This is a genomic window from Mycobacterium sp. NGS64 (genome assembly GCF_059812245.1).
On record NZ_JCALCI010000005.1, the window covers coordinates 337,749 to 359,536 of the forward strand.

Genomic DNA, 21,788 nt, shown 5'->3' on the forward strand with positions numbered 1-21,788 from the left:
CGCTCGCGGATCCAGGCGTGTCGACGGGCTCGCCTCTTGTCCTAAACGGTCCCGTACCGTACTGTCAAATTGTCGATCCGCGCTCGACGCATCGAAGCCTCTCCAGCGATGGTGTCCCGGCTATCGAAAGGCCAACGGTGAAAAGGATTCCCTTCACCAGTCTGGTCAGACGGTGGTGGACGGTGCTGGTCGTCACCGTGGTGGTGGCGGTGGCGGGATTTTGCGTCTATCGACTTCACGGGATCTTTGGTTCTCACAACAACACGTCGGCCGGAAGCGGCATCTCGGATCAGACTGAGCCGTTCAATCCCAAGCACATCACCCTCGAGGTCTTTGGCGACCCGGGGGCGGTGGCAACTATCAACTACGTCGACATCAATGTTCAGCCGCGGCAAGTCTCGAACGCGGCACTGCCGTGGTCATTGACGATGGTGACGACGCAGCCCGGGGCCTTCAGCAACCTTGTGGCACAGGGCAACAGCGATTCCCTGGGCTGTCGCATCACCGTCGATGGCGAGATCAAGGACGAGAGGATCGTCAACGAAGTGAACGCCTATACCTTCTGCCTGGTGAAGTCGGCGTGAGCGACCATCACGCCCCGAGAACGGCGGTGGCGCGCAACATTCGTCGGCTCGCCGTGCCGATCTTGCTGCTGTGGGTGGGTCTGGCCGCCATCTCGAATATTGCGGTTCCGAATTTGGAAGACGTCGCCAAGGCGCACAACGTGTCGCTGAATTCACCGGATGCGCCGTCGTTTCAGGCGATCAAACACATGGGCAAGGTCTTCCACGAGTTCGACTCCGACAGTGCGGCCATGGTCGTCCTGGAAGGAGACAAGCCGCTGGGCGACGACGCCCACCGGTTCTACGACGCCCTGGTCCGCAAGCTCGAGCGCGACACCAAGCATGTGGAGCACGTCCAGGATTTCTGGGGGGACCCGCTGACGGCGGCGGGCTCGCAAAGCAAGGACGGCAAGGCCGCCTACGTTCAGGTGTATCTGGCTGGTAATCAGGGCGATGCGTTGGCCAACGAGTCCGTCGACACGATCCGTGACCTGGTGGCTCACACGCCGGCACCCCCCGGGGTCAGGGCGTATGTGACCGGCGCGGCGCCGCTGGTTGCGGACCAGTTCGAAGTGGGCAGCAAGGGCATCTTCAAGACCACGGTGATCACCATTGTGGTGATCTTGGTGATGTTGTTTTCGGTCTACCGTTCGGTGGTCAGTTCGGTCGTGGTGCTGTTCACCGTCATTATTGAGATGGCCGCGGCCAGGGGGATTGTCGCCTTTCTGGGAAGCGTCGGGTTGATCGGCTTGTCGACGTATTCGACGAATCTGCTCACGCTGCTGGTCATCGCCGCCGGCACGGACTACGCGATATTCTTTCTCGGCCGCTATCACGAGGCGCGCCACGCCGGAGAGACTCGGGAAACCGCCTTCTACACGATGTATCGCGGGACCGCGCACGTCGTCTTGGGCTCGGGCCTGACCGTGGCCGGCGCGGTGTTCTGTCTGCGCTTCACCCGGCTGAACTACTTCCAAAGTCTCGGCATTCCCGCCGCATTGGGCATCCTCGTCGCCCTGGCGGCCGCCCTCACGTTAGCCCCGGCAGTGATCACCGTGGGCAGTCTTTTCGGGCTCTTCGACCCCAAGCGCAAGGTCGCGACCCAGGGATGGCGGCGCATCGGCACCGCAATCGTCCGCTGGCCGGGGCCGATCCTGGTGGTGGCTACCGCCGTCGCGCTCATAGGCCTGCTCGCCCTGCCGGCATACAAGACGAGCTACGACGCTCGCACGTACATGCCGGCCAGCGCCCCGGCCAACGTCGGATACGCGGCCGCCGAGCGCCATTTTTCCCAGGCCCGGCTCAATCCCGAACTGCTGATGATCGAAACCGATCACGATATGCGTAACCCGGCCGACATGATCAATTTGGAAAGGGTGGCAAAAGCCATCGCCCATCTGCCCGGGATCGCCCAGGTGCAGTCCATGACCAGGCCATTGGGAACGCCGATCGAGCACACCTCCTTGGCCTTTCAGATCAGCGCGGGCAGCATCGGCAACGTCGAGAACCTGCAATACCAAAAAGACCGTGCGGAGGACATCCGGAAGCAGGCAGACACGCTGCGGGATACGATAGGCATTTTGAATCGGCAGTACGCCCTCCAAAAAGACCTCGCCGCCTCGACGCACGACGAGACCCAAAGCTTTCACGACACGATCGCCACCATTAATGAGCTGCGGGATGAGATCGCGAATTTCGACGACTTCTTCAGGCCGATCCGCAGTTATTTTTACTGGGAAAGGCACTGCTACGACATTCCGGCCTGCTTCGCGCTGAGATCCGTCTTCAACGCCCTCGACGGCATAGATCGGCTGAGCGAGCAGTTTGAAAAGCTCACCGCCAGTCTGGACAAATTGGACGCAGGCCAGCAGAAATTGGTGACCCTCTTGCCGCCCCAAATCGCCGACCAGGAAAAGAACCTGGGACTGACGCTCTCCAACTTTGCCACGAACTTCGGGATCAACGCTCAGACGCGGGCCAACACCGACACCGCGACCGCCCTGGGACAGGCCTATGACGCCGCCAAAAACGACGATTCGTTCTACTTACCCCCGGAGGCTTTCGACAACCCGGAGCTCAAGAGGGGTTTAAAACAATTTCTCTCGCCGGACGGCAAGGCGGCACGCATGATCATCACCCATGAAGGTGATCCGGCGACCCCCGAGGGCATCGCGCATATCGAGCCGATCAGGGATGCGGCCAAACAGGCCGTGAAGAACACCCCCCTCGGGGACTCCAACATCTATCTCGCCGGCACCGCGGCGACCTATAAGGACATCGCTGACGGCGCCAAATACGACCTCATGATCGCCGGAATAGCCGCGCTGAGCCTAATTTTGATCATCATGGTGATCATCACCCGAAGCCTGGTCGCCGCGCTTGTGATTGTCGGTACGGTGGCGCTTTCGCTGGGCGCCTCTTTCGGGCTTTCCGTGCTCGTCTGGCAGGATATTTTCGGCATAAAGTTATACTGGATTTGTCTCGCGCTATCCGTCATCATCCTTTTAGCGGTGGGATCGGACTATAATTTGCTGCTGATCTCCCGGTTCAGGGAGGAAATCCACGCCGGTTTAAAGACGGGCATCATCCGTGCCATGGCTGGCACCGGGGCGGTGGTGACCTCCGCCGGCCTGGTGTTCGCCTTTACGATGTCGTCATTCGTGTTCGCCAGCTTATTGGTGCTGGGTCAGATCGGGACCACGATCGGCCTGGGGCTACTGTTCGACACGTTGATCGTGCGTTCGTTCATGACGCCGTCCGTCGCCGCGCTTCTCGGGCGGTGGTTCTGGTGGCCACAACCCGTGCGCCCGCGCCCGGCCAGCACCATGCTCCGCCCGTACGGGCCGCGTTCTGCGGTGCGTCAACTGCTGCTGTGGGAAGACGGAGACCCCGCAGTAACCCCCGAATCACCAACGCGCCCAAGCCAAGTCCGCGGCTGAGGGGCGACACAAACAGGCCTTGTCCCGCAAAGGAGTGAACGAAGTTGGGCCTATTTGGCTATCTGGCGATACTCGCGGCCGTGGCCGAATTCGTGTTCGCCGTCTTCTTCTATGCTTACGTAAAACGGCTCCTGGGGCGCGCACCTAACCCGATAGGCGAAGAAATCGGGAGTGTCGGAAAAGTCTTAAGCAAAGTGCGCAACGGTGAACCGATGTCGAAGGACGAGATAGATTTTGCGATGCAAGTCATTGCAGATTGCAGATCCCTGATGGCCTACTCCATCCCCGCCGCAATCTTCACCCTCGGATGCTTCTATGTGTTCGGCAACCTGGAACTGCATGGAAGTCACTCCCTTCGAATCTATATCGGGTTGGGTCCAATGTTAGGGTCCATAAACATAACCGCTCGACTACTCAGAATTGCGGCCTTGGAAAGGCGTCTGCGGAACAGTCACGTCATCTCGGAGTAGGACCCCTTAGAACCCCACGGCCTGCCCATCCCTGCGTGGATCGCTCACGGCCAGGTACCCGTCGTCGAGGCGCCAGATCGCCTGGCAACTGCCGAACTGGTTGTAGTCGTCGACGGCGACGAGGTCGTGTCCCCGCCGACGGAGTTCGTCGAGAGTGGCTGGCGGGAAGCCGTTTTCGCAACTGACCTGCATGCCCTGCACCCAGCGGAACCGCGGGCCGTCACACGCGGTCTGCGGATTCTGCCCGTGGTCGGCGATGCGCACCATCACCTGCACGTGCCCCTGGGGTTGCATGGTGCCGCCCATCACCCCGAAGCTCATCACCGGGGCGCCGTCCTTGGTGACGAACCCCGGGATGATCGTGTGATAGGGGCGTTTGCCGGGCCCGACCCGGTTCGGATGGCCCTCCGCCACAACGAAATCCGCGCCCCGGTTCTGAAGGGAGACACCGGTGCCCGGCACCACGACACCCGAGCCGAACCCCATGTAGTTGGACTGGATCATCGACACCATCATCCCGCTGGAGTCGGCGGCGGTCAGATACACCGTCCCCCCACTAGGGGTGCCGGCCGATGCCGGCGTTGCCCGCTTTCGATCGATCAAGGCCGCGCGCTCGCGCAGATAATCCTTGTCCAGCAGGCGATCCGGGGCCAGGGCCATGTGGTCGATGTCGGCGACATAAGCCTGCGCGTCGGCGAACGCCAGCTTCACCGCCTCGATCTGCAGGTGCACGCTGTCGGCGGAATCCGCCGGCAACGAAGACATGTCGAAGTGCTCCAGGATGCCCAGCGCGATCAGCGCGACGATCCCCTGACCATTGGGCGGTATCTCGTGCACGGTGTATCCGCGGTAACCGGCATCGATCGTGCCGACCCAGTCGGCGCGGTGCGCAGCGAGGTCGCTGGCGCGCATCACCCCGCCGTGGGCCGACGCGTGCGCCTCGAGTTCGGCGGCGATGTCCCCGCGGTAGAACGCCTCGCCGTTGGTCGCGGCGATCCGCTCGAGCGTGGCCGCATGAGCGGGAAACCTAAACAGCTCACCGGGTTTCGGTGTCCGGCCCCCCGGCAGGAAAGCCTCGGCGAACCCGGGCTGGTCCCTGAACAGCGGCACCTGGGCGGCCCATTGCTCGGCGACGGTCGGCGAGACCAGAAAACCGTTGCGGCCGTAGGAGATCGCGGGTTCGAAGAGCTTATCGAACGGAAGTTTGCCGAATTTTGCATGGAGCTCCGACCACGCGGACACGGCCCCGGGCACCGTCACCGAATTCCAGCCGGCCGGGGGAACGGCGTTGCCGCCGAAGTATTCCGGCGTCCAGCCGGCGGGGGAGCGACCGGACGCGTTCAGGCCGTGCAAGCGCTGCCCGTCCCAGACGATGGCGAACGCGTCCGAGCCGATGCCATTCGACACCGGCTCCACCAACGTCAGGGTGACGGCGGTCGCGATCGCGGCGTCCACCGCGCTGCCGCCCTCGGCCAGCATGCGCAGACCCGCCTGGGCCGCGAGGGGTTGCGATGTGCAGACGACGTTCGCCGCGAGGACGGGCTTTCGCGGCCAGGCATAGGGGAGGCTCCAACCGAACGGTGTGGTCACGGTCGGATCGTCGCACGGGCGCCCTGTGAACCCTAGGTCGGGGCCATGTGACTGTTCTCAAACTTGACAGCGCATGTGCTATCGGATTCGGGACTCGCATATCCCCAAGGAGAGCCGGCTCTTCAGACCGCGTGGCTGCCAACTCAGGCCGTCAGCAGCGGCGCCATCCAGGTCAGCTCGGCCGGCAGTTGCGAGCTCCAGAATTCGCCGTTGTGCCCGCCGGGCGAGAAGCCGCCCGCGGGTGGGTTGGGCAGTTGCGCGATGAACTGCTTCGTCGCCCCGTAGAACGGGTCGCTGTCGCCGCAATCGATCCGGATCGGGATCGACGCCAGCGCCGGCATTCCGAACACCGAGTTCGCCGCGAAGTCGTCGGGCCCGTCGAACGCGCCGGGCGCGGCGGCGCCGGAGGACAGCCACAACGCCGGGCTCACAGCACAGATCGCGGCGGTGCGCCCCGCCCCCAGCCGCCCGCCGAGCAGCAATGCCCCGTACCCGCCCATCGACCAGCCCAGGAACGCCACGCGGGAGGTGTCCAGATCCTGGTTCCCAAGCATCGGGATCAGCTCGTTCAGCACCATGGCCCCGGCGTCCTCGCCGGATGCCCTCTTGTGCCAATAGCCGCCGCCGCCGTCCACGGCGACCACCGCAAACGGCGGCAACCCGGCGTTGACGGCCTGCGCGAGGCCCTGTTCGACGCCGCCGGCCATCACGGTGGCGGCGTCGCTGCCCTTACCGTGCAGTGCGATCACCGGCCGCAGCGCCTTGGTCTGGCCGGGCGGCCGGGCGATCGCCCAGTTGGTGTTGACCCCGCCGCGCGCCGTAGAGACGAAGGAGCCCGTCACCATCGTCGGCGCAGCCTGGGCCGGCGCCGCGGGCTCGAGCGGTGCGGGTGCCGCGGGCGGGCGGCCGCCGCCCCAAGACACCGGCGTGGCGTGTGACGTTCGGGGCTGGAACAGGGCGTATGCTCCCGTAGCACCGATGGCCGCGCCGACGCCGAGACCGAGCAGGGTTCGGCGGCTCAGGTCGGGCATGCGGGCCATCATGCCATGACCGTTTGGTCGAAATGGCAATGCAGTACCACTTTTGCTGGCACGATGGCTACTCGTGACTGCAGCAGTTACTCCAAAGGGAGAACGTCGACGGTATGCGCTCGTGAGCGCCGCCGCCGAGCTGCTCGCCGAGGGCGGGTTCGAGGCGGTGCGGCACCGGGCGGTCGCCCGGCGCGCCGGCCTGCCCCTGGCGTCCACCACCTACTACTTCTCATCGCTTGACGACCTGATCGCGCGCGCCGTCGAGCACATCGGAATGATCGAGATCGCGCAGCTGCGCTCCCGGGTCAACGCGTTGTCCCGGCGGCGCCGCGGACCCGAGACCACCGCCGAAGTCCTGGCGGACCTGCTGGTGGGCGACCTGTCCGATCCGGCGCTCACCGAGCAACTGATCTCGCGCTACGAGCGGCACATCGCCTGCACACGCCTGCCCGCCCTGCGCGAGACCATGCGCCGCAGCCTGCGCCAGCGCGCCGAGGCAGTGGCCGAGGCGCTGGAGCGATCCGGCCGATCGGTGCGCATCGAGCTGGTGTGCACGCTGATCTGCGCGGTCGACGGCTCGGTGGTCTCCGCCCTGGTCGAGGGCGGCGACCCCGCCGCCGCCGCGCTGGGCACCGTGGTCGAGCTGGTCGACGTGCTCGCCCCCATCGACCCGCGTCCGGTGCAGATCTGAGCCGTCACGGCAGCGACGGCGTCACGATGGCCCCGCTGGCTACATCGCCGTAGATCGTGACGTCGGCCGGGCGGCGCTGGGCGTACAACGCGACGTAGGCGCAGACGACGGCATCGACCGGATCCTCGGCGCGGCGCAGCTCGCTTTTGCGTTGCGCGGCGACGACTTCCCGGCGCAGCCGCGCCCAGCCGTCGTGACCGTCGACGCGCAGCGGCACCGCGGCGTGCGCCAGCTTTTCGATGCCGTCCATCAGGAGCAGGAGTTCCGATTTGAGCCGCGCGACGTCGCGGCCCGGCTTGGCCTTGTACTTGAGGGTCCGCTCGAGCCGGAACAGCACGACGGTCGCCGAATGGGGGTAAACCTCGATGGCGCGCCGAGCGGCCGGCGACCGCGGGTCCATGTCGAGGCCCAGCGTCTCGGCCAGCCGCGCCGCGCGCGGCGTTTCGGCGAATTCCGGTTTGGCGGTATTACATGGATGGGCGCCGGCCTCGAACCTGCGGAAATCGCGGTTGAGCGCCGCCTCGGCGGCCCGCTGGCCGCTGGGATTGGTCACCACCAGCGGCGCGTCGAACGCCACCACGCAGTCGCCCCCGACATAGGGAGACAAGGCGGCGAGCACGTCGGCGTCGTCGCGCGCGGCGCCGAGGTGCACGAGGTGGCCGTCGGCGTCGACCACCGCGACGCCGGTGGGCTTGCGACCGCCCCAGGCCAGGTCCACGCCGACGAAGTACACCCGCACAGGGTATGGCCGCCACCGTAAGCTGTGTGCTTGTGAGCATTCCGAACGTGCTGGCCACCCGGTACGCCAGCGCCGAGATGGTCGCGATCTGGTCGCCGGAGGCCAAGGTCGTCGCGGAGCGGCGGCTGTGGCTGGCCGTGCTGCGAGCCCAGGCCGAGCTGGGAGTGGACGTTCCCCCCGAGGCGATCGCCGACTACGAGCGGGTGCTCGAGGACGTCGACCTGGCCTCGATCGCGAACCGCGAACGCGCGCTGCGCCACGACGTCAAGGCCCGGATCGAGGAATTCAACGCGTTGGCCGGCCACGAGCACGTGCACAAGGGAATGACGAGCCGCGATCTCACCGAGAACGTCGAGCAGTTGCAGATCCGGCGGTCGCTGGAATTGGTTTTCTCGCACGGTGTTGCGGTGGCGGCCCGGCTCGCCGAGCGGGCGGTGACCTATCGCGACCTGGTGATGGCCGGACGCAGCCACAACGTCGCCGCGCAGGCCACCACGTTGGGCAAGCGGTTCGCCTCGGCGGCCCAGGAGACGCTGATCGCCTTGGACCGCATGGGGGAGCTGATCGACCGCTACCCGCTGCGCGGCATCAAGGGACCGATGGGCACCGCGCAGGACATGCTGGACCTGCTCGGCGGTGACGCGGCCAAGCTGACCGAACTCGAGGGACGCATCGCCGACTTTCTCGGCTTCGCAACGGTTTTGACCAGCGTCGGGCAAATCTACCCGCGATCGCTGGATCACGACGTGATCTCCGCGCTGGTGCAGCTCGGCGCCGGGCCGTCGTCGATGGCGCACACCATCCGGCTGATGGCCGGGCACGAGCTCGTCACTGAAGGGTTCGCCGAAGGGCAGGTCGGCTCGTCGGCGATGCCGCACAAGATGAACACTCGCAGTTGCGAACGGGTCAACGGGTTGCAGGTGGTGCTGCGCGGCTACGCCTCCATGGCCGCCGAGCTGGCCGGCGCACAGTGGAACGAGGGCGACGTGTTCTGCTCGGTGGTGCGCCGAATCGCATTGCCGGACAGCTTCTTCGCCATCGACGGACAGATCGAGACATTCCTGACCGTGCTCGACGAGTTCGGCGCCTACCCGGCGGTGATCGCCCACGAGCTGGATCGCTACCTGCCGTTCCTGGCCACTACCAAGGTGCTCATGGCCGCGGTGCGCGCCGGCATGGGTCGCGAGGCGGCCCACCATGTGATCCGGGAGCACGCGGTGGCGACGGCGTTGGCCATGCGGGAGCGCGGCGCCGAGCCGGACCTGCTCGACCGCTTGGCCGCCGACGAGCGACTTCCGCTGGACCGAACGGCGCTGGAGGCCGCGCTGGCCGACAAGAAGGCGTTCACCGGTGCCGCCGGTGACCAGGTGGACGAGGTGGTCGCGGCGGTGGACGCGTTGGTCAGTCGCTACCCGGACGCGGCCAAATACACCCCGGGCGCAATCCTGTGACTCTCGCGGGCGCGCTTTCGGGGATCGACTTCACCGACCTCGACAACTTCGCCAGTGGGTTCCCGCACGAGCTGTTCGCGGTGCATCGGCGAGAGGCGCCGGTCTACTGGCACGAGCCGACCGACAACACCCCCGACGGCGAGGGCTTCTGGTCCGTCGCCACGTACGCGGAAACCCTTGAGGTGCTGAAGGACCCGGCCACCTACTCGTCGGTCACCGGTGGGCAACGGCCGTACGGGGGCACGCTGCTGCAGGACCTGGCCATCGCGGGCCAGGTGCTCAACATGATGGACGATCCGCGCCACACCCAGATCCGGCGGCTCGTCAGCTCCGGGCTGACGCCGCGCATGATCGGCCGCGTCGAGGACGACCTGCGCATCCGGGCGCGCCGGCTGCTCGACTCGGTGGTGCCGGGCGAACCGTTCGACTTCCTGGTCGACATCGCCGCCGAACTGCCGATGCAGATGATCTGCATCCTGCTGGGAGTGCCTGAATCCGAACGGCATTGGCTCTTTCAGGCCATCGAACCACAATTCGACTTCGGCGGCTCGCGCAAGGCCGCCCTTTCGCAACTGTCCGAGGCGGATGCCGGTTCGCGGATGTACGCCTACGGCCAGGAGCTGATCGCGTCGAAGCGCGCCGAGCCCACCGACGACATGCTGTCGATCGTCGCGAACGCCACGGTCGACGACGAGGACGCTCCGGCGCTCTCCGATCTCGAGCTGTACCTGTTCTTCAGCCTGCTGTTCAGCGCGGGCGCGGAGACGACGCGCAACGCGGTCGCCGGCGGCCTGCTGGCGCTGGCCGACCACCCTGACCAATTGCGGGCGCTGCGTTCGGATTTCGGCTTGTTGCCGACGGCGGTCGAGGAGATGGTGCGGTGGACGTCGCCGTCGCCGTCGAAGCGGCGCACCGCCACCCGCGACGTCACGCTCGGTGGGCAGCCCATCCGGGCGGGACAGAAGGTCCAGATCTGGGAGGGCTCGGCCAACCGCGACGCCGACGTGTTCGACCGCGCCGACGAATTCGACATCAACCGGAAGCCCAACCCGCACTTGGGCTTCGGTCAGGGGATCCACTATTGCCTGGGCGCCAATCTGGCGCGGCTGGAGCTGCGGGTGCTGTTCGAGGAGCTGCTGACGCGCTTCGGCGCCGTGCGGGTCGCCCGGCCCGTCGAATGGACGCGCAGCAATCGGCACACCGGGATCCGGCACCTGGTCGTGGAGCTGCGCGAGGAACAGTGACGCCCCGGCTCGCCGATGCCGAGCCGTCACCCGATGTGTTCGCCGCGGTGATGGCGACCGGAATATTGTCGATCGGCGCGCGCGATCACGGATATCGTTGGGCCAGCGACGCGCTCGGCGTCGTGGCCACCGTCGCTCTGGCTGTCCTGGTCGCCGCCACGGTCATCGCCGCCGCGCGCCGCAACCTCCGCTGGGACCTCACGGGCCCCGACGTCACCCTGAGGCTGTTCACCTTCGTGGCCGCGTGCGCGGTGATCGACGCACGCCTGTCGACCAACGTGTGGGTGCTGCGGGTGCTCGGTGCGGTCGCGCTGTCGGCCTGGGTCGTGCTGATCGCGCTCAGCGCGCGGAACATGTTGGCGCACAGCCGGACCGCGCTGCGCGATCACGCCCACGGCGCGTGGGAACTGGCCAGCGTCGGGACATCCGGTCTGGCGATCGTGATGGCTCAGTTGGCGCACCGCACCGGCCATCGCTGGTGGCTGAACGTTGCCCTGCCAATGTGGGCGGCGGCGATCTGCATCTACGGCCTGATGACCTGGCTGATCCTGTGGCGCGCGATCGCCGAGCGCCAGGATCGTGACGGGTTCGAGCCGGACAGCTGGATCCTGATGGGCGGCCTGGCCATCGCCACTCTGGCCGGCGACGACATCCACGCCGTGGCACCCCACGGGCTGGCCGGGCCGGTGCGGGTAGTGACCGTGGTGACGTGGGTGGCCGCCACCTTGTGGATACCGCCGCTGATCTGCTTCGGCCTGCGCCGGATCAACCGTCGACCCGATTCGCTGCGGTTCGCCGGCGTGTGGTGGGCGCTGGTGTTCCCGCTGGGCATGTACTCCGCCGCCAGCTACGCCATGGCAGGCGAAATCGGTCAACGTTGGCTGACCACGGTTTCGCTGGTCTTCTTCTGGGACGCGTTGGCGGCGTGGCTGATTGTGGTCCTCGCCGGGTTACTGGGCGTATCACGGCCGGCGGGTGACCGCCCGTAAGCGCAAATTAACGCCTCGGAATGAACAGTCGTCGCCGAACCTGCATAATCTCCCGGTGACCAATACCTCTCGTGTTCGCTCGTTCGTTGTTGCACTGCTCGCTGCGTTGCCGATGCTGGCGATTCCGGTCGCCGCCGCCGACCCGCCGCAGGGTGCACACATCACCGACATCCAGCACGTCAACGACCGTTGGGACAAGGTTTCCGTCTACTCACCCTCGATGAACACCGTCATCGTCAACGATGTCTACAAGGCCCCCAACGCTGGCGCACCCGTCTTCTACCTACTACCCGGCATCGACGGCGGTGACGACAGAGCTTGGTTCGGCATGACCGACATCCAAGGCTTCTTCGCCAACAAGAACGTCAACGTCGTCTCCCCGCTCGGCGGTCCCTTCAGTTGGTGGACCAACTGGGTCAACGATGGTGGCAAGCAATACCAGACGTACATGACCAGGGAACTGCCCCCAGTGATCAACGCTCAATACCACGCCAACGGCAAGAACGCCGTCGGCGGACTGTCCAGCACCGGCGGCACCGCCATCGACTACGCCGTCCAGGCGCCGGGAGTCTTCCGGGCCGTCGCTTCCTACAGCGGTTTTCCGTCCGTTTCCGACCCGGATGAGGCGCAACAGGTCTCGCTGACTTTGGCGAGTGGCGGCCAAAGCGCCGAGAACATGTGGGGACCGCTGGGCGGCCCCGAATGGGTGGCCCACGACCCCTCGAAGAACGCCGGAAGGTTAAGGGGCGTAGCGGTTTACGCCGCCGCGTCCGGCAGCGGCGGCGTGGGCGACGTCGACCGGCTGCCCGCGGGCTTCGGGCCGAACGTCGCCGGCGGGCTCATCGAACGCATCACCGCCGACAGCACCAAGCGGTTCGCCGATGCCGCGAACGCCGCCGGGCTGCGGATCACCTACATCGTTCGCCCCGAGGGCTCGCACACTTGGGGCCTCTTCGAGTCGGAGATGCAGGAGTCCTGGAACACCACCGTCGGACCGGCGCTCGGCGCATAGCGCGGTTAGCGGGCGCGCAGCGCGATTCCGGCCGACCGTAGTTCCAGCGCGGCCAGCGCCCGGATGGTGACCGGATCCTCGCGCCGCCATCCGCCGACCGGGTCCGCGCTGATCGCGGCCAGCTTGCGCGGCGCCCGGTTCGTCAGGGCACGCAGCGCCAGCAGCTGTTCGCCGGCCGGGGTCGCCGCCAGGCCGCTGACGGTCCACTTGCGCCGGAAGAAGCGCAGCCGCAGCAACAGCCACGGGATGACCACGATGAGCAGCGGCACGGCGACGACGGCCAGCGCCGCCAGCACCGCGAGCCAGCCCGCGGTGGTCTCCAGGCTGTGCCCGGCCGCCGCGATGTCGAGGGCGGCGGCGCTGGCCGACGCGAGTGGCTTGCTGACCGCATCGCCGAGCACCGGGATGTTGTGCGCGCCCTGGCCGGCCGACGCGAGGTTGCCCGCGACGCCGTTCGCGCCGATCTCGACCTGCCGGCCGGCCTCGGCGATGGTCGAGATGGCGTCGTAGACGGCGGTGCCGACGACCAGCCACAGCGCCGTCCACAGGAAGATGGCGAAGTCGCTGAACAGTTGGACGGCCAGCCGGCCGGGGGTGGTGGCATAGGGCAGAACCCGCGAGGGCAGCGATGTCATAGCGCAATACCAGCACAGGGCCGGGCGTTCGGCGCCCGATAGGCTGGCTCGATGCGCCCTGCACTGTCCGAGTACGAGCATCTGGCCAGCGGCAAGGTCCGCGAGATCTACCGCGTCGACGACGAGCACCTGCTGCTGGTGGCGAGCGACCGGATCTCCGCGTACGACTACGTCCTGGACAGCACGATCCCGGACAAGGGACGCATCCTGACCGCGATGAGCGTCTTCTTCTTCGGACTCGTCGACGCGCCCAACCATCTGGCCGGTCCGCCCGACGACCCCCGCATCCCCGACGAGGTGCTCGGCCGTGCGCTGGTGGTGCGACGGCTCGAGATGCTTCCGGTGGAATGTGTGGCCCGCGGGTACCTGACCGGCTCCGGGCTGCTGGACTACCAGGCGACCGGCAAGGTCTGCGGCATCGCGCTGCCGCCGGGCCTGGTGGAAGCCAGCAAGTTCGCCAACCCGCTGTTCACCCCGGCGACGAAGGCGGCGCTGGGCGACCACGACGAGAACATTTCGTTCGCCCGGGTGATCGAGCTGGTCGGTGGGGTGCGGGCCAACCAGCTGCGCGACCGCACCCTGCAGATCTACGTCCAGGCCGCCGACCACGCACTCACGAGGGGAATCATCATCGCCGACACCAAATTTGAGTTCGGCACCGACGCGGGTGGCAACCTGCTGCTGGCCGACGAGATCTTCACGCCCGATTCCTCGCGGTACTGGCCGGCCAGCGATTACCGGCCCGGTGTGGTCCAGACCAGTTTCGACAAGCAGTTCGTCCGCAACTGGCTGACCGGCCCCGAGTCCGGCTGGGACCGCCACGGGTCGCAGCCCCCGCCACCGCTTCCCGACGACATCATCGACGCGACCCGAAGCCGTTACATCGAGGCTTACGAGCGCATTTCGGGTCTGAGCTTCGGCGACTGGATCGGTCCGGGCGCATGACGGACGCCGCACCGGACGCGCCCACACCGCCCGTCGCGAAGCGGGTGGAAACCCGGCGGGAATTCCACGGTGACGTGTTCATCGATCCCTACGAGTGGTTGCGCGACAAGGCCGACCCCGAGGTCATCGGCTACCTGGAGGCCGAGAACGACTACGTCGACCGGATGACGGCTCACCTGGAGCCGTTGCGGCAGAAGATCTTCGACGAGATCAAGTCGCGCACCAAGGAGACGGATCTGTCGGTGCCCACCCGGCAGGGCGACTGGTGGTACTACGCCCGCACCTTCGAGGGAAAGCAGTACCGCGTCCAATGCCGTTGCCCCGTCACCGACCCCGATGACTGGGACCCGCCGGTCCTCGACGAGAACACCGAAATCCCCGGCGAGCAAGTCCTACTCGACTCGAACGCCGAAGCCGAAGGGCACGAATTCTTCGCGCTGGGCGCCGCGACGGTCAGCCTGGACAGCAACCTGCTGGCGTACTCCGTCGATACCGTCGGCGACGAACGTTATACCCTGCGGTTCAGGGACTTACGCACCGGCGACCAGTACCCCGACGAGATCGCCGACATCGCCGCGGGAGCCACCTGGGCGGCCGACAACCGCACGGTGTACTACCTGACCCTGGACCCGGCTCACCGCCCCGACAAGGTCTGGCGCTACCGGCTCGGCTCCAACGAACCGTCGGAGCTGGTGTATCACGAAGCCGACGAACGGTATTGGCTGGGCGTCGGGCTCACCCGAAGCGAGAAGTACGTGTTCATCGCGGCGGGTTCGTCGATCACTTCGGAGATGCTGTATGCGGACGCCGCCGATCCGCGGGCAGCGTTCACAGTCGTGCTGCCGCGGCGCGAAGGCGTCGAGTACTCGGTCGAGCACGCGGTGGTCGGCGGGGAGGACCGGTTCCTGATCCTGCACAACGACGGTGCAGTGAACTTCACGCTCACCGAGGCGCCCGTCGGCGATCCGACACGACAGCGCACCCTGATCCCGCACCGCGACGACGTCCGGCTCGACGGAATGGATGCCTTCGCCCGCCATCTCGTCGTCAGCTACCGCCGCGAGGCGTTGCCCCGGATTCAGTTGTGGCCCATCGGTTCCGACGGGCAATACGGTGAGCCCGAGGAAATCTCCTTCGACTCCGAGCTGATGTCGAGCGGTCTTGGCGGAAACCCCACCTGGGATTCGCCCAAGCTGCGGATCAGGGCGGGGTCGTTGGTCACCCCGGCGCAGGTTTACGACATCGACCTCGCCACCGGTGAGCGCACGTTGCTGCGCGAGCAGCCCGTCCTCGGCGGCTACCGCCCCGCCGACTACGTGGAGCGGCGGGACTGGGCGCGCGCGGACGACGGGACCCGAATCCCGGTGTCGATCGTGCACCGCGCCGACGTCGAGTTACCCGCGCCGGCACTGCTCTACGGTTACGGCGCCTACGAGATATGCACCGACCCAAGCTTTTCCATCGCCCGCCTGTCGTTGCTGGACCGGGGCATGGTGTTCGCCATCGCCCATGTCCGCGGCGGCGGTGAGATGGGCCGGCTGTGGTACGAGCACGGCAAGCTGTTGGAGAAGAAGAACACCTTCACCGACTTTGTCGCGGTGGCAAGGCATTTGGTGGATACGGGCCTGACCCGGCCGCAGCAGCTGGTCGCGCTGGGCGGTAGCGCGGGGGGCCTCTTGGTGGGTGCGGTGGCCAACCTGGCACCGGACCTCTTCGCCGGCATCCTCGCGCAGGTTCCCTTCGTGGACCCGCTAACCACCATCCTCGATCCCTCGTTGCCGCTGACCGTCACCGAATGGGACGAATGGGGAAACCCGTTGAGCGACAGCGATGTCTACGCGTACATGAAGTCGTATTCGCCCTACGAGAACGTCGAAGCCAGGCGTTACCCGGCCATCCTGGCGATGACGTCGTTGAACGACACCCGGGTCTACTACGTCGAGCCCGCCAAGTGGGTTGCAGCGCTGCGGCACGCCAACACCGACGGTAACCCGATCCTGTTGAAGACCCAGATGAATGCGGGACACGGCGGCGTCAGCGGTCGCTACAAGGCCTGGCAGGAGACGGCGTTCCAGTACGCGTGGCTGCTAGCCGCTGCCGACCGCGACCGCTACGGCGGCGGCCAGGAAAATGGCCTGGATCGCGGTGCGCAGAGGTAGCCGGGTCGTCATCGACTTGGGGGGATCGGGCATCCGGGAGGCGTAGACGTTGGCCGGGAACATGGCCAGCATCAGCACCAGGAGGCACACTGCCGCCGCCACCCGGGTGACCGGAATGAGCAGGCCCACGGCCCCGAGCAGCTCCAGCAGTCCGGTGATGGTGACCAGGTAGCCCGGGGCAGGCAGGCGCGGCGGCACGATCGCGATGAGGTCGCGCCGCAGCGGCGGGGCGAAGTGTGAAAACCCGGTCAGCAAGAACATCGCCGCCAGCCCGACCGCGAGCGCGGGCGTCCAACTGTTGACGTACGGGACGCCGAGCCAGCCGATGCTCCGCGCGGCGATGGTGGCCACTAGCAACGTGATCAACGGGGCCATTTCGATTCCAATCTAGACAATGACAAGATCCTAGCACCAGAAGGTAGCCTCATATCTAGTCACTGTCAAGTTTGGTCGGTATGCTGGCCTGATGGCCCGTCCCAACTACCACCACGGCGACCTGCGCGCGGTGATCCTCGCCGAGGCCGCGCGCCAGGTGGCCGAGCGCGGCGCCGACGGGATCTCGTTGCGCGAGCTGGCCCGCGGCGCGGGCGTGTCGCATGCCGCTCCTGCCCACCACTTCACCGATCGGCGCGGGTTGTTCACCGCGCTGGCCACCGAGGGCTTCCGGCTGTTGGCCGAGACGCTGACCCGCGCGCGGGGCCGCTTCACCGACGCCGCCCTGGCCTACGTGCGGTTCGCCCTCGAGCACCCCGGCCACTATCAGGTGATGTTCAACCGGTCGCTCCTGGACGCCGCGGACGCCGAACTGGCCGCCGCCGAGGCCGCCGCCGGGGCCGAGCTATCCCGCGGCGTCGCGACGTTGCGGGATCCCAATGCGCGGGCCGATCCCGCCAGCGCTCAGCTGGCGGCCTGGTCACTGGTGCACGGGTTTTCGACGCTGTGGCTCAACGACGCGGTCAACGATGCCGTCAAACAGGCCGATCCGATGGACACCGTGCTGCGGATCGCCACCATGCTGTTCGAGGGTTAGTCGAGGTCCTCGCCCGCCGTTACGATCGCGGGCTGCTTCGGCAGGAACATCGCCGGGATGACGGTCAGACTCACCAGCACGACCGCGATCACGAATACCGTTGTGTACGCGTGGGAAAGGTCGTGCAAGACACTGTCGGCAAAGCCGGGGGCGAGCGCCTTCGGTGGGATGGCCGACGGGTCGACCGGTGTCCCGGTGGCGGCGGCTTTCTGTTGGAGGGCGGCGAGTTTGTTTGCCGCGGCGATATTCTCGCTGCGGTTGAACTGGTTGGTGATGATCATCGACATCAGCGCGGTTCCCATCGAGCCGCCGACCTGATGGCTGACGCTCATCAGCGTTGTGCCGCGGGCGATCTGGTGCGGCGAGAGTGCCTGCACCGACGCGACCGAGAGCGGCATCATCGTGCAACCCATGCCCAGCCCCATGACCGCCAGGGCAACCAACAGCGTGGGCAGGTACGCCGCCTGCCGGGCCACGCCGAAAGCGAAGGCGCCCAGGCCGGCGGTGATCAGCGCGATGCCGATCAGCACGATCTTGCCCGGGCCCTGCCTGTCCACCAGCGGCCCGGTCAGCCGCATGGTGAGCATTGCGCCCAGCCCCTGCGGGATCATGTGCACGCCGGCCTGCATCGGTGTCTGGTGCAACACCTGCTGGAAGTAGCTCGGGAGCAGCAGGCCCGCCCCGAAAAACGCGATGGCGAACAGCACCATCGTCACGTTGGCCTGGCTGATCACCTTGTTCTGGAACAACCGCAGGTCGATCAGCGGGTGGTCGGTGCGGCGTCGCGCGTGGAGGACGAACGCGGCGATCAACAGCAGGCCGACGGCCGCCGGTATCAGGACGCGGCGATCGGCAACCGTCCCGCAGCGCGGGACGGAGGACACCGCGAACAGGAACGTCGCCAGGCCGGGCGACAGCAGCAGCCCGCCGACGACGTCGAACGTCTCCGAGCGTGTGGGGTGATCCCTGGGGAACACCAGTCCCGCCAGAACCAGCGTCAAGAGCCCGATCGGCAGGTTGATCAAGAAGATCCACCTCCAGCTGGAGGTGTCGATGAGCCAGCCGCCCAGGATCGGCCCACCGATCGGGGCGAGCAGCATGGGGATGCTCAGGATCGACATCAGGCGGCCGAGGCGGCCGGGGCCGGCTTCCCGGGTCATGATCACGAATCCCAGCGGCATCAGCATGCCGCCGCCGATCCCCTGCACCACTCGAAACACGATGAGCTGCAGGATCGTTGACGCGACCGCGCACAGCAACGAGCCCAGCGCGAACGCCACCACCGATCCCATGAAAAGCCGTTTGGTGCCGAACCGGTCGGCGGCCCAGCCCGTCAACGGGATCACGGTCGCCAGTGCCAGCGTGTAGCCGGTCATCGTCCAGGCGACGATGGCCTGCGACGAGCCGAATTGGTCGATGAAAGTGCGTTGGGCGACGGCGACGACGGTGACGTCCAGGATTGCCATCACGGTGGCCAGCAGGCACACCCCGGAGACCCGTAACAGCCTGGCGTCCAGCTTGTCGGGGTAGACATGGGCGCCCGGATGCTGAGGCGGAGCGGTGGGCGGCGAGGTGTCGGCCGCTGCTGAACGGGCCTTATCCATGGCGTTGCTTAGCATATCGAATCGATTGCTCCCGCCGACGCTGGGACGCGTTTGCTGTTGCGGGCCGTTCGGGCGCCCGGGGGCGCGCAGATTCGCTGCTTGCGGGCTTGCCCGGCCGAATTTCCGCCTGGGCCGATATACGCCTGCCGTCTGCGTGTCCTTCACCATCCCGACACCTGGAATCGTCAAACTGCAGGTGTGTCTGGAAAATTGATCGTCTCGGTGTCCGGGATCGGTGAGCGGACCCTGGGCGACGTCGAGGCGTTCTGCGCACAAATGGATGCCCGCAAGGTCCCGGTCTCGTTGTTGGTTGCTCCCCGGCTCAAGGGCGACTACCGGCTCGACCGCGACCCGCGCACCGTGGAGTGGCTGACCGCCCGTCGGGCCGGCGGCGACGCCATCGTGCTGCACGGCTACGACGACCCCGCAACCAAGAAGCGCCGCGGCGAATTCGCGGTGCTGCGCGCGCACGAGGCCAACCTGCGATTGATGGGCGCCGACCGGGTGCTCGAGCACCTCGGGCTGCGCACCCGCCTCTTCGCGGCACCGGGCTGGGTGGTGTCCCCCGGTGTGGTCAAGGCGTTGCCGCAGAACGGCTTTCGGCTGCTCGCAGATCTGCACGGGATCACCGACCTGGTCCGGCACAGCACGGTCCGCACCCGCGTGCTGGGCATCGGCGAGGGTTTCCTGACCGAGCCGTGGTGGTGCCGCATGGTCGTGCTGTCCGCCGAACGCATCGCGCGCCGCGGCGGCATCGTGCGGGTCGCCGTCGCCGCGCACCAACTGCGCAAGCCCGGGCCGCTGCAGGCGATGCTGGACGCCGTCGACCTGGCGTCGATGCACGGCTGCACCCCGACCGTCTACCAGTGGCGGCCCCACAGCGCCGTCCTCGACGCCGCCTGACCGAGCGTCTGACTGGCCCGCCGGCCGCGGGCATTACCCTGTTGCCACATGAGCGATTCTTCGGTCGCGGGGTTCGCCGCTGACGCGATCATCGTCGGTGCCGGTCTTTCGGGTCTGGTGGCCGCCTGCGAGTTGGTCGAGCGCGGCCTGCGAGTGCTGATCCTCGACCAGGAGAACAGCGCCAATCTGGGCGGGCAGGCCTTCTGGTCGTTCGGCGGCCTCTTTTTCGTCGACAGCCCGGAGCAGCGCCGGCTGGGCATCCGCGACAGTCACGAGTTGGCCCTTCAAGATTGGCTGGGCACAGCGGCGTTCGACCGGCCCGAGGACTATTGGCCGCGCCAATGGGCGCACGCCTATGTTGATTTCGCGGCTGGGGAGAAACGCAGTTGGCTGCGCGCCCGGGGCCTCAAGATTTTTCCGTTGGTGGGCTGGGCCGAGCGCGGCGGTTACGGCGCGCAGGGACACGGCAATTCGGTTCCCCGCTTTCACATCACCTGGGGCACCGGGCCGGCGCTGGTCGAGATCTTCGCGCGCCAGTTGCGGGATCGCTCGTCGGTGCGGTTCGCGCACCGCCATCGGGTCGACGAGCTCATCGTGGAGCGTGACGCGGTGACCGGCGTCCGCGGCACCGTGCTGCAGCCCTCGGCTGAGGCGCGCGGCGTGGCGTCGTCGCGAACCGCGGTGGGGGAGTTCGAGTTCCGGGCTTCTGCGGTGATCGTCACCAGCGGTGGCATCGGCGGCAATCACGAGCTGGTGCGCAAGAACTGGCCGACGCGGATGGGCCGCGTGCCCGAGCAGTTGCTCAGCGGGGTGCCCGCCCACGTCGACGGCAGGATGATCGGCATCGCCCAGGGGGCCGGCGCGCGGGTCATCAACCCCGACCGGATGTGGCATTACACCGAGGGCATCACCAACTACGACCCGATCTGGCCGCTGCACGGCATCCGCATCATCCCGGGCCCGTCGTCGTTGTGGCTGGACGCGTCCGGCAAGCGGTTGCCGGTGCCCCTGTATCCCGGCTTCGACACCCTCGGCACGCTGGAGCACATCACCAAGTCCGGCCATGACTACACCTGGTTTGTGTTGAACGCCAAGATCATTGAGAAGGAGTTCGCGCTCTCCGGTCAGGAGCAGAACCCCGACCTGACCGGTCAGAGCGTGCGCGAGCTGGTGCGCAATCGGGCGAGCTCCGGTCCGCCGGCACCGGTGCAGGCCTTCATCGACCGGGGCGCGGACTTCGTCAGCGCGGACTCGCTTCGCGAGCTGGTGAGGGCGATGAACAAGCTGCCCGATGTGGAGCCCCTGGACTACGCCACGGTGGAGGCCGAGGTGACCGCCCGGGACCGCGAGGTGGCCAACCGGTTCAGCAAGGACGGCCAGATCACCGCGATCCGCGCCGCGCGCGGCTACCTGGGCGACCGGCTGGGCCGGGTGGTGGCGCCGCACCGGCTGACCGACCCGAAGGCCGGGCCGCTGATCGCCGTCAAGCTGCACATCCTGACCCGAAAGACGTTGGGCGGCATCGAGACCGACCTGGCCGGGCGGGTTCTGACGGCCGGCGGCACCCCGCTGACCGGTCTGTACGCGGCCGGGGAGGTGGCTGGCTTCGGCGGCGGCGGCGTGCACGGCTACCGGGCGCTGGAGGGCACGTTTCTGGGCGGCTGCATTTTCTCCGGGCGCGCCGCCGGCCGCGGCGCCGCCGACGACATCACCTAGCCGATTTCCGCTCGCCGAACGCCGCGCTGGCGTGACGCTGGAGCCCGAACGCCGCGCCAGCGCGACGCTCGGCCGAA

The 21,788-nt window shown here is 67.2% G+C and carries 19 protein-coding genes; 13 read left to right on the top strand and 6 right to left on the bottom strand.

Annotation, left to right across the window (positions count from 1 at the left end; translation table 11 throughout):
• Positions 1–137: 137 nt before the first annotated feature.
• From AC5Y4S_RS23105 to AC5Y4S_RS23115, 3 genes are read left to right on the top strand one after another with little or no spacing between them, the layout of a single operon-like run.
• Positions 138–584, top strand: coding sequence for an MmpS family transport accessory protein (locus tag AC5Y4S_RS23105; protein ID WP_500034921.1), 447 nt, complete (start codon positions 138–140; stop codon positions 582–584).
• Positions 581–3,502 carry an MMPL/RND family transporter gene (locus tag AC5Y4S_RS23110; RefSeq protein ID WP_500034922.1) on the top strand — a complete coding sequence of 974 codons (2,922 nt, stop codon included), beginning with the start codon at positions 581–583 and terminating at the stop codon, positions 3,500–3,502. The genes AC5Y4S_RS23105 and AC5Y4S_RS23110 overlap by 4 nt, the downstream gene beginning before the upstream one ends.
• 44 nt (positions 3,503–3,546) lie before the next feature.
• Positions 3,547–3,972 (top strand): hypothetical protein, encoded by a 426-nt coding sequence (locus AC5Y4S_RS23115; RefSeq protein WP_500034923.1) that lies wholly within the window; start codon positions 3,547–3,549, stop codon positions 3,970–3,972.
• A 6-nt stretch (positions 3,973–3,978) separates the two neighbouring features.
• On the opposite strand, the gene AC5Y4S_RS23120 is transcribed toward AC5Y4S_RS23115, so the two are convergent.
• Positions 3,979–5,562 (bottom strand): gamma-glutamyltransferase family protein, encoded by a 1,584-nt coding sequence (locus AC5Y4S_RS23120; RefSeq protein ID WP_500034924.1) that lies wholly within the window; start codon positions 5,560–5,562, stop codon positions 3,979–3,981.
• Positions 5,563–5,705: 143 nt separating this feature from the next.
• Entirely contained in the window at positions 5,706–6,605 is a 900-nt protein-coding gene (locus AC5Y4S_RS23125; protein ID WP_500034925.1) for an alpha/beta hydrolase, read from the bottom strand.
• 61 nt (positions 6,606–6,666) lie between these two features.
• On the opposite strand from AC5Y4S_RS23125, the gene AC5Y4S_RS23130 reads away from it, so the two are divergent.
• Complete coding sequence (locus tag AC5Y4S_RS23130) at positions 6,667–7,284, top strand: TetR/AcrR family transcriptional regulator (RefSeq protein WP_068114004.1); 618 nt, start codon at positions 6,667–6,669, stop codon at positions 7,282–7,284.
• A 4-nt stretch (positions 7,285–7,288) separates the two neighbouring features.
• Here the strand turns inward: AC5Y4S_RS23130 and AC5Y4S_RS23135 are convergent, their stop codons facing one another.
• On the bottom strand, positions 7,289–8,017 hold the full coding sequence (locus tag AC5Y4S_RS23135; RefSeq protein WP_500034926.1) for a DUF429 domain-containing protein: 729 nt from the start codon (positions 8,015–8,017) through the stop codon (positions 7,289–7,291).
• Between the two features lie 38 nt (positions 8,018–8,055).
• Here AC5Y4S_RS23135 and purB point away from each other — a divergent pair, with 38 nt between their 5' ends.
• Genes purB through AC5Y4S_RS23155 form a run of 4 tightly spaced genes read left to right on the top strand, consistent with a single transcriptional unit; the run spans position 8,056 to position 12,719 of the window.
• Positions 8,056–9,474, top strand: a complete 1,419-nt coding sequence (purB, locus tag AC5Y4S_RS23140) for an adenylosuccinate lyase (RefSeq protein WP_500034927.1) — start codon at positions 8,056–8,058, stop codon at positions 9,472–9,474.
• Positions 9,471–10,718, top strand: a complete 1,248-nt coding sequence (locus AC5Y4S_RS23145; RefSeq protein WP_500034928.1) for a cytochrome P450 — start codon at positions 9,471–9,473, stop codon at positions 10,716–10,718. The genes purB and AC5Y4S_RS23145 overlap by 4 nt, the downstream gene beginning before the upstream one ends.
• The gene (locus AC5Y4S_RS23150; RefSeq protein WP_500034929.1) at positions 10,715–11,707 is read left to right on the top strand and encodes a tellurite resistance/C4-dicarboxylate transporter family protein; all 993 of its coding nucleotides are present in this window, start codon (positions 10,715–10,717) and stop codon (positions 11,705–11,707) included. Before AC5Y4S_RS23145 ends, AC5Y4S_RS23150 begins: the two co-directional genes overlap by 4 nt.
• Positions 11,708–11,762: 55 nt before the next feature.
• Positions 11,763–12,719 carry an alpha/beta hydrolase gene (locus tag AC5Y4S_RS23155; protein ID WP_500034930.1) on the top strand — a complete coding sequence of 319 codons (957 nt, stop codon included), beginning with the start codon at positions 11,763–11,765 and terminating at the stop codon, positions 12,717–12,719.
• A 5-nt stretch (positions 12,720–12,724) separates the two neighbouring features.
• On the opposite strand, the gene AC5Y4S_RS23160 is transcribed toward AC5Y4S_RS23155, so the two are convergent.
• A complete protein-coding gene (locus AC5Y4S_RS23160) occupies positions 12,725–13,345 on the bottom strand; it encodes a hypothetical protein (RefSeq protein ID WP_142281939.1) in 621 nt (206 codons plus the stop codon).
• Positions 13,346–13,405: 60 nt separating this feature from the next.
• Between AC5Y4S_RS23160 and AC5Y4S_RS23165 the strand changes: the two genes are divergently transcribed.
• Positions 13,406–14,299, top strand: a complete 894-nt coding sequence (locus AC5Y4S_RS23165; protein ID WP_500034931.1) for a phosphoribosylaminoimidazolesuccinocarboxamide synthase — start codon at positions 13,406–13,408, stop codon at positions 14,297–14,299.
• Positions 14,296–16,458 carry a S9 family peptidase gene (locus AC5Y4S_RS23170; RefSeq protein WP_500034932.1) on the top strand — a complete coding sequence of 721 codons (2,163 nt, stop codon included), beginning with the start codon at positions 14,296–14,298 and terminating at the stop codon, positions 16,456–16,458. The genes AC5Y4S_RS23165 and AC5Y4S_RS23170 overlap by 4 nt, the downstream gene beginning before the upstream one ends.
• Here AC5Y4S_RS23170 and AC5Y4S_RS23175 read toward each other — a convergent pair.
• The gene (locus tag AC5Y4S_RS23175; protein ID WP_500034933.1) at positions 16,387–16,833 is read right to left on the bottom strand and encodes a DoxX family protein; all 447 of its coding nucleotides are present in this window, start codon (positions 16,831–16,833) and stop codon (positions 16,387–16,389) included. The genes AC5Y4S_RS23170 and AC5Y4S_RS23175 overlap by 72 nt on opposite strands.
• Positions 16,834–16,924: 91 nt before the next feature.
• Here AC5Y4S_RS23175 and AC5Y4S_RS23180 point away from each other — a divergent pair, with 91 nt between their 5' ends.
• Positions 16,925–17,488 carry a TetR/AcrR family transcriptional regulator gene (locus tag AC5Y4S_RS23180; RefSeq protein WP_500034934.1) on the top strand — a complete coding sequence of 188 codons (564 nt, stop codon included), beginning with the start codon at positions 16,925–16,927 and terminating at the stop codon, positions 17,486–17,488.
• Here the strand turns inward: AC5Y4S_RS23180 and AC5Y4S_RS23185 are convergent.
• The gene (locus AC5Y4S_RS23185) at positions 17,485–19,107 is read right to left on the bottom strand and encodes a DHA2 family efflux MFS transporter permease subunit (RefSeq protein WP_500034935.1); all 1,623 of its coding nucleotides are present in this window, start codon (positions 19,105–19,107) and stop codon (positions 17,485–17,487) included. The genes AC5Y4S_RS23180 and AC5Y4S_RS23185 overlap by 4 nt on opposite strands.
• 183 nt (positions 19,108–19,290) lie before the next feature.
• On the opposite strand from AC5Y4S_RS23185, the gene AC5Y4S_RS23190 reads away from it, so the two are divergent.
• Both AC5Y4S_RS23190 and AC5Y4S_RS23195 read left to right on the top strand, forming a co-directional pair.
• Positions 19,291–19,995 carry a DUF2334 domain-containing protein gene (locus AC5Y4S_RS23190; RefSeq protein ID WP_500034936.1) on the top strand — a complete coding sequence of 235 codons (705 nt, stop codon included), beginning with the start codon at positions 19,291–19,293 and terminating at the stop codon, positions 19,993–19,995.
• A gap of 48 nt (positions 19,996–20,043) precedes the next feature.
• Entirely contained in the window at positions 20,044–21,711 is a 1,668-nt protein-coding gene (locus AC5Y4S_RS23195) for an FAD-binding dehydrogenase (protein WP_500034937.1), read from the top strand.
• Positions 21,712–21,788: the final 77 nt, after the last annotated feature.

Coding starts and splice junctions, on each gene's coding strand:
- AC5Y4S_RS23125 (WP_500034925.1), bottom strand. CDS start 6,605: ATGATGGCCCGCATGCCCGACCTGAGCCGCCGAACCCTGCTCGGTCTC.
- AC5Y4S_RS23165 (WP_500034931.1), top strand. CDS start 13,406: ATGCGCCCTGCACTGTCCGAGTACGAGCATCTGGCCAGCGGCAAGGTC.
- AC5Y4S_RS23170 (WP_500034932.1), top strand. CDS start 14,296: ATGACGGACGCCGCACCGGACGCGCCCACACCGCCCGTCGCGAAGCGG.
- AC5Y4S_RS23175 (WP_500034933.1), bottom strand. CDS start 16,833: ATGGCCCCGTTGATCACGTTGCTAGTGGCCACCATCGCCGCGCGGAGC.
- AC5Y4S_RS23180 (WP_500034934.1), top strand. CDS start 16,925: ATGGCCCGTCCCAACTACCACCACGGCGACCTGCGCGCGGTGATCCTC.
- AC5Y4S_RS23185 (WP_500034935.1), bottom strand. CDS start 19,107: ATGCTAAGCAACGCCATGGATAAGGCCCGTTCAGCAGCGGCCGACACC.
- AC5Y4S_RS23195 (WP_500034937.1), top strand. CDS start 20,044: ATGAGCGATTCTTCGGTCGCGGGGTTCGCCGCTGACGCGATCATCGTC.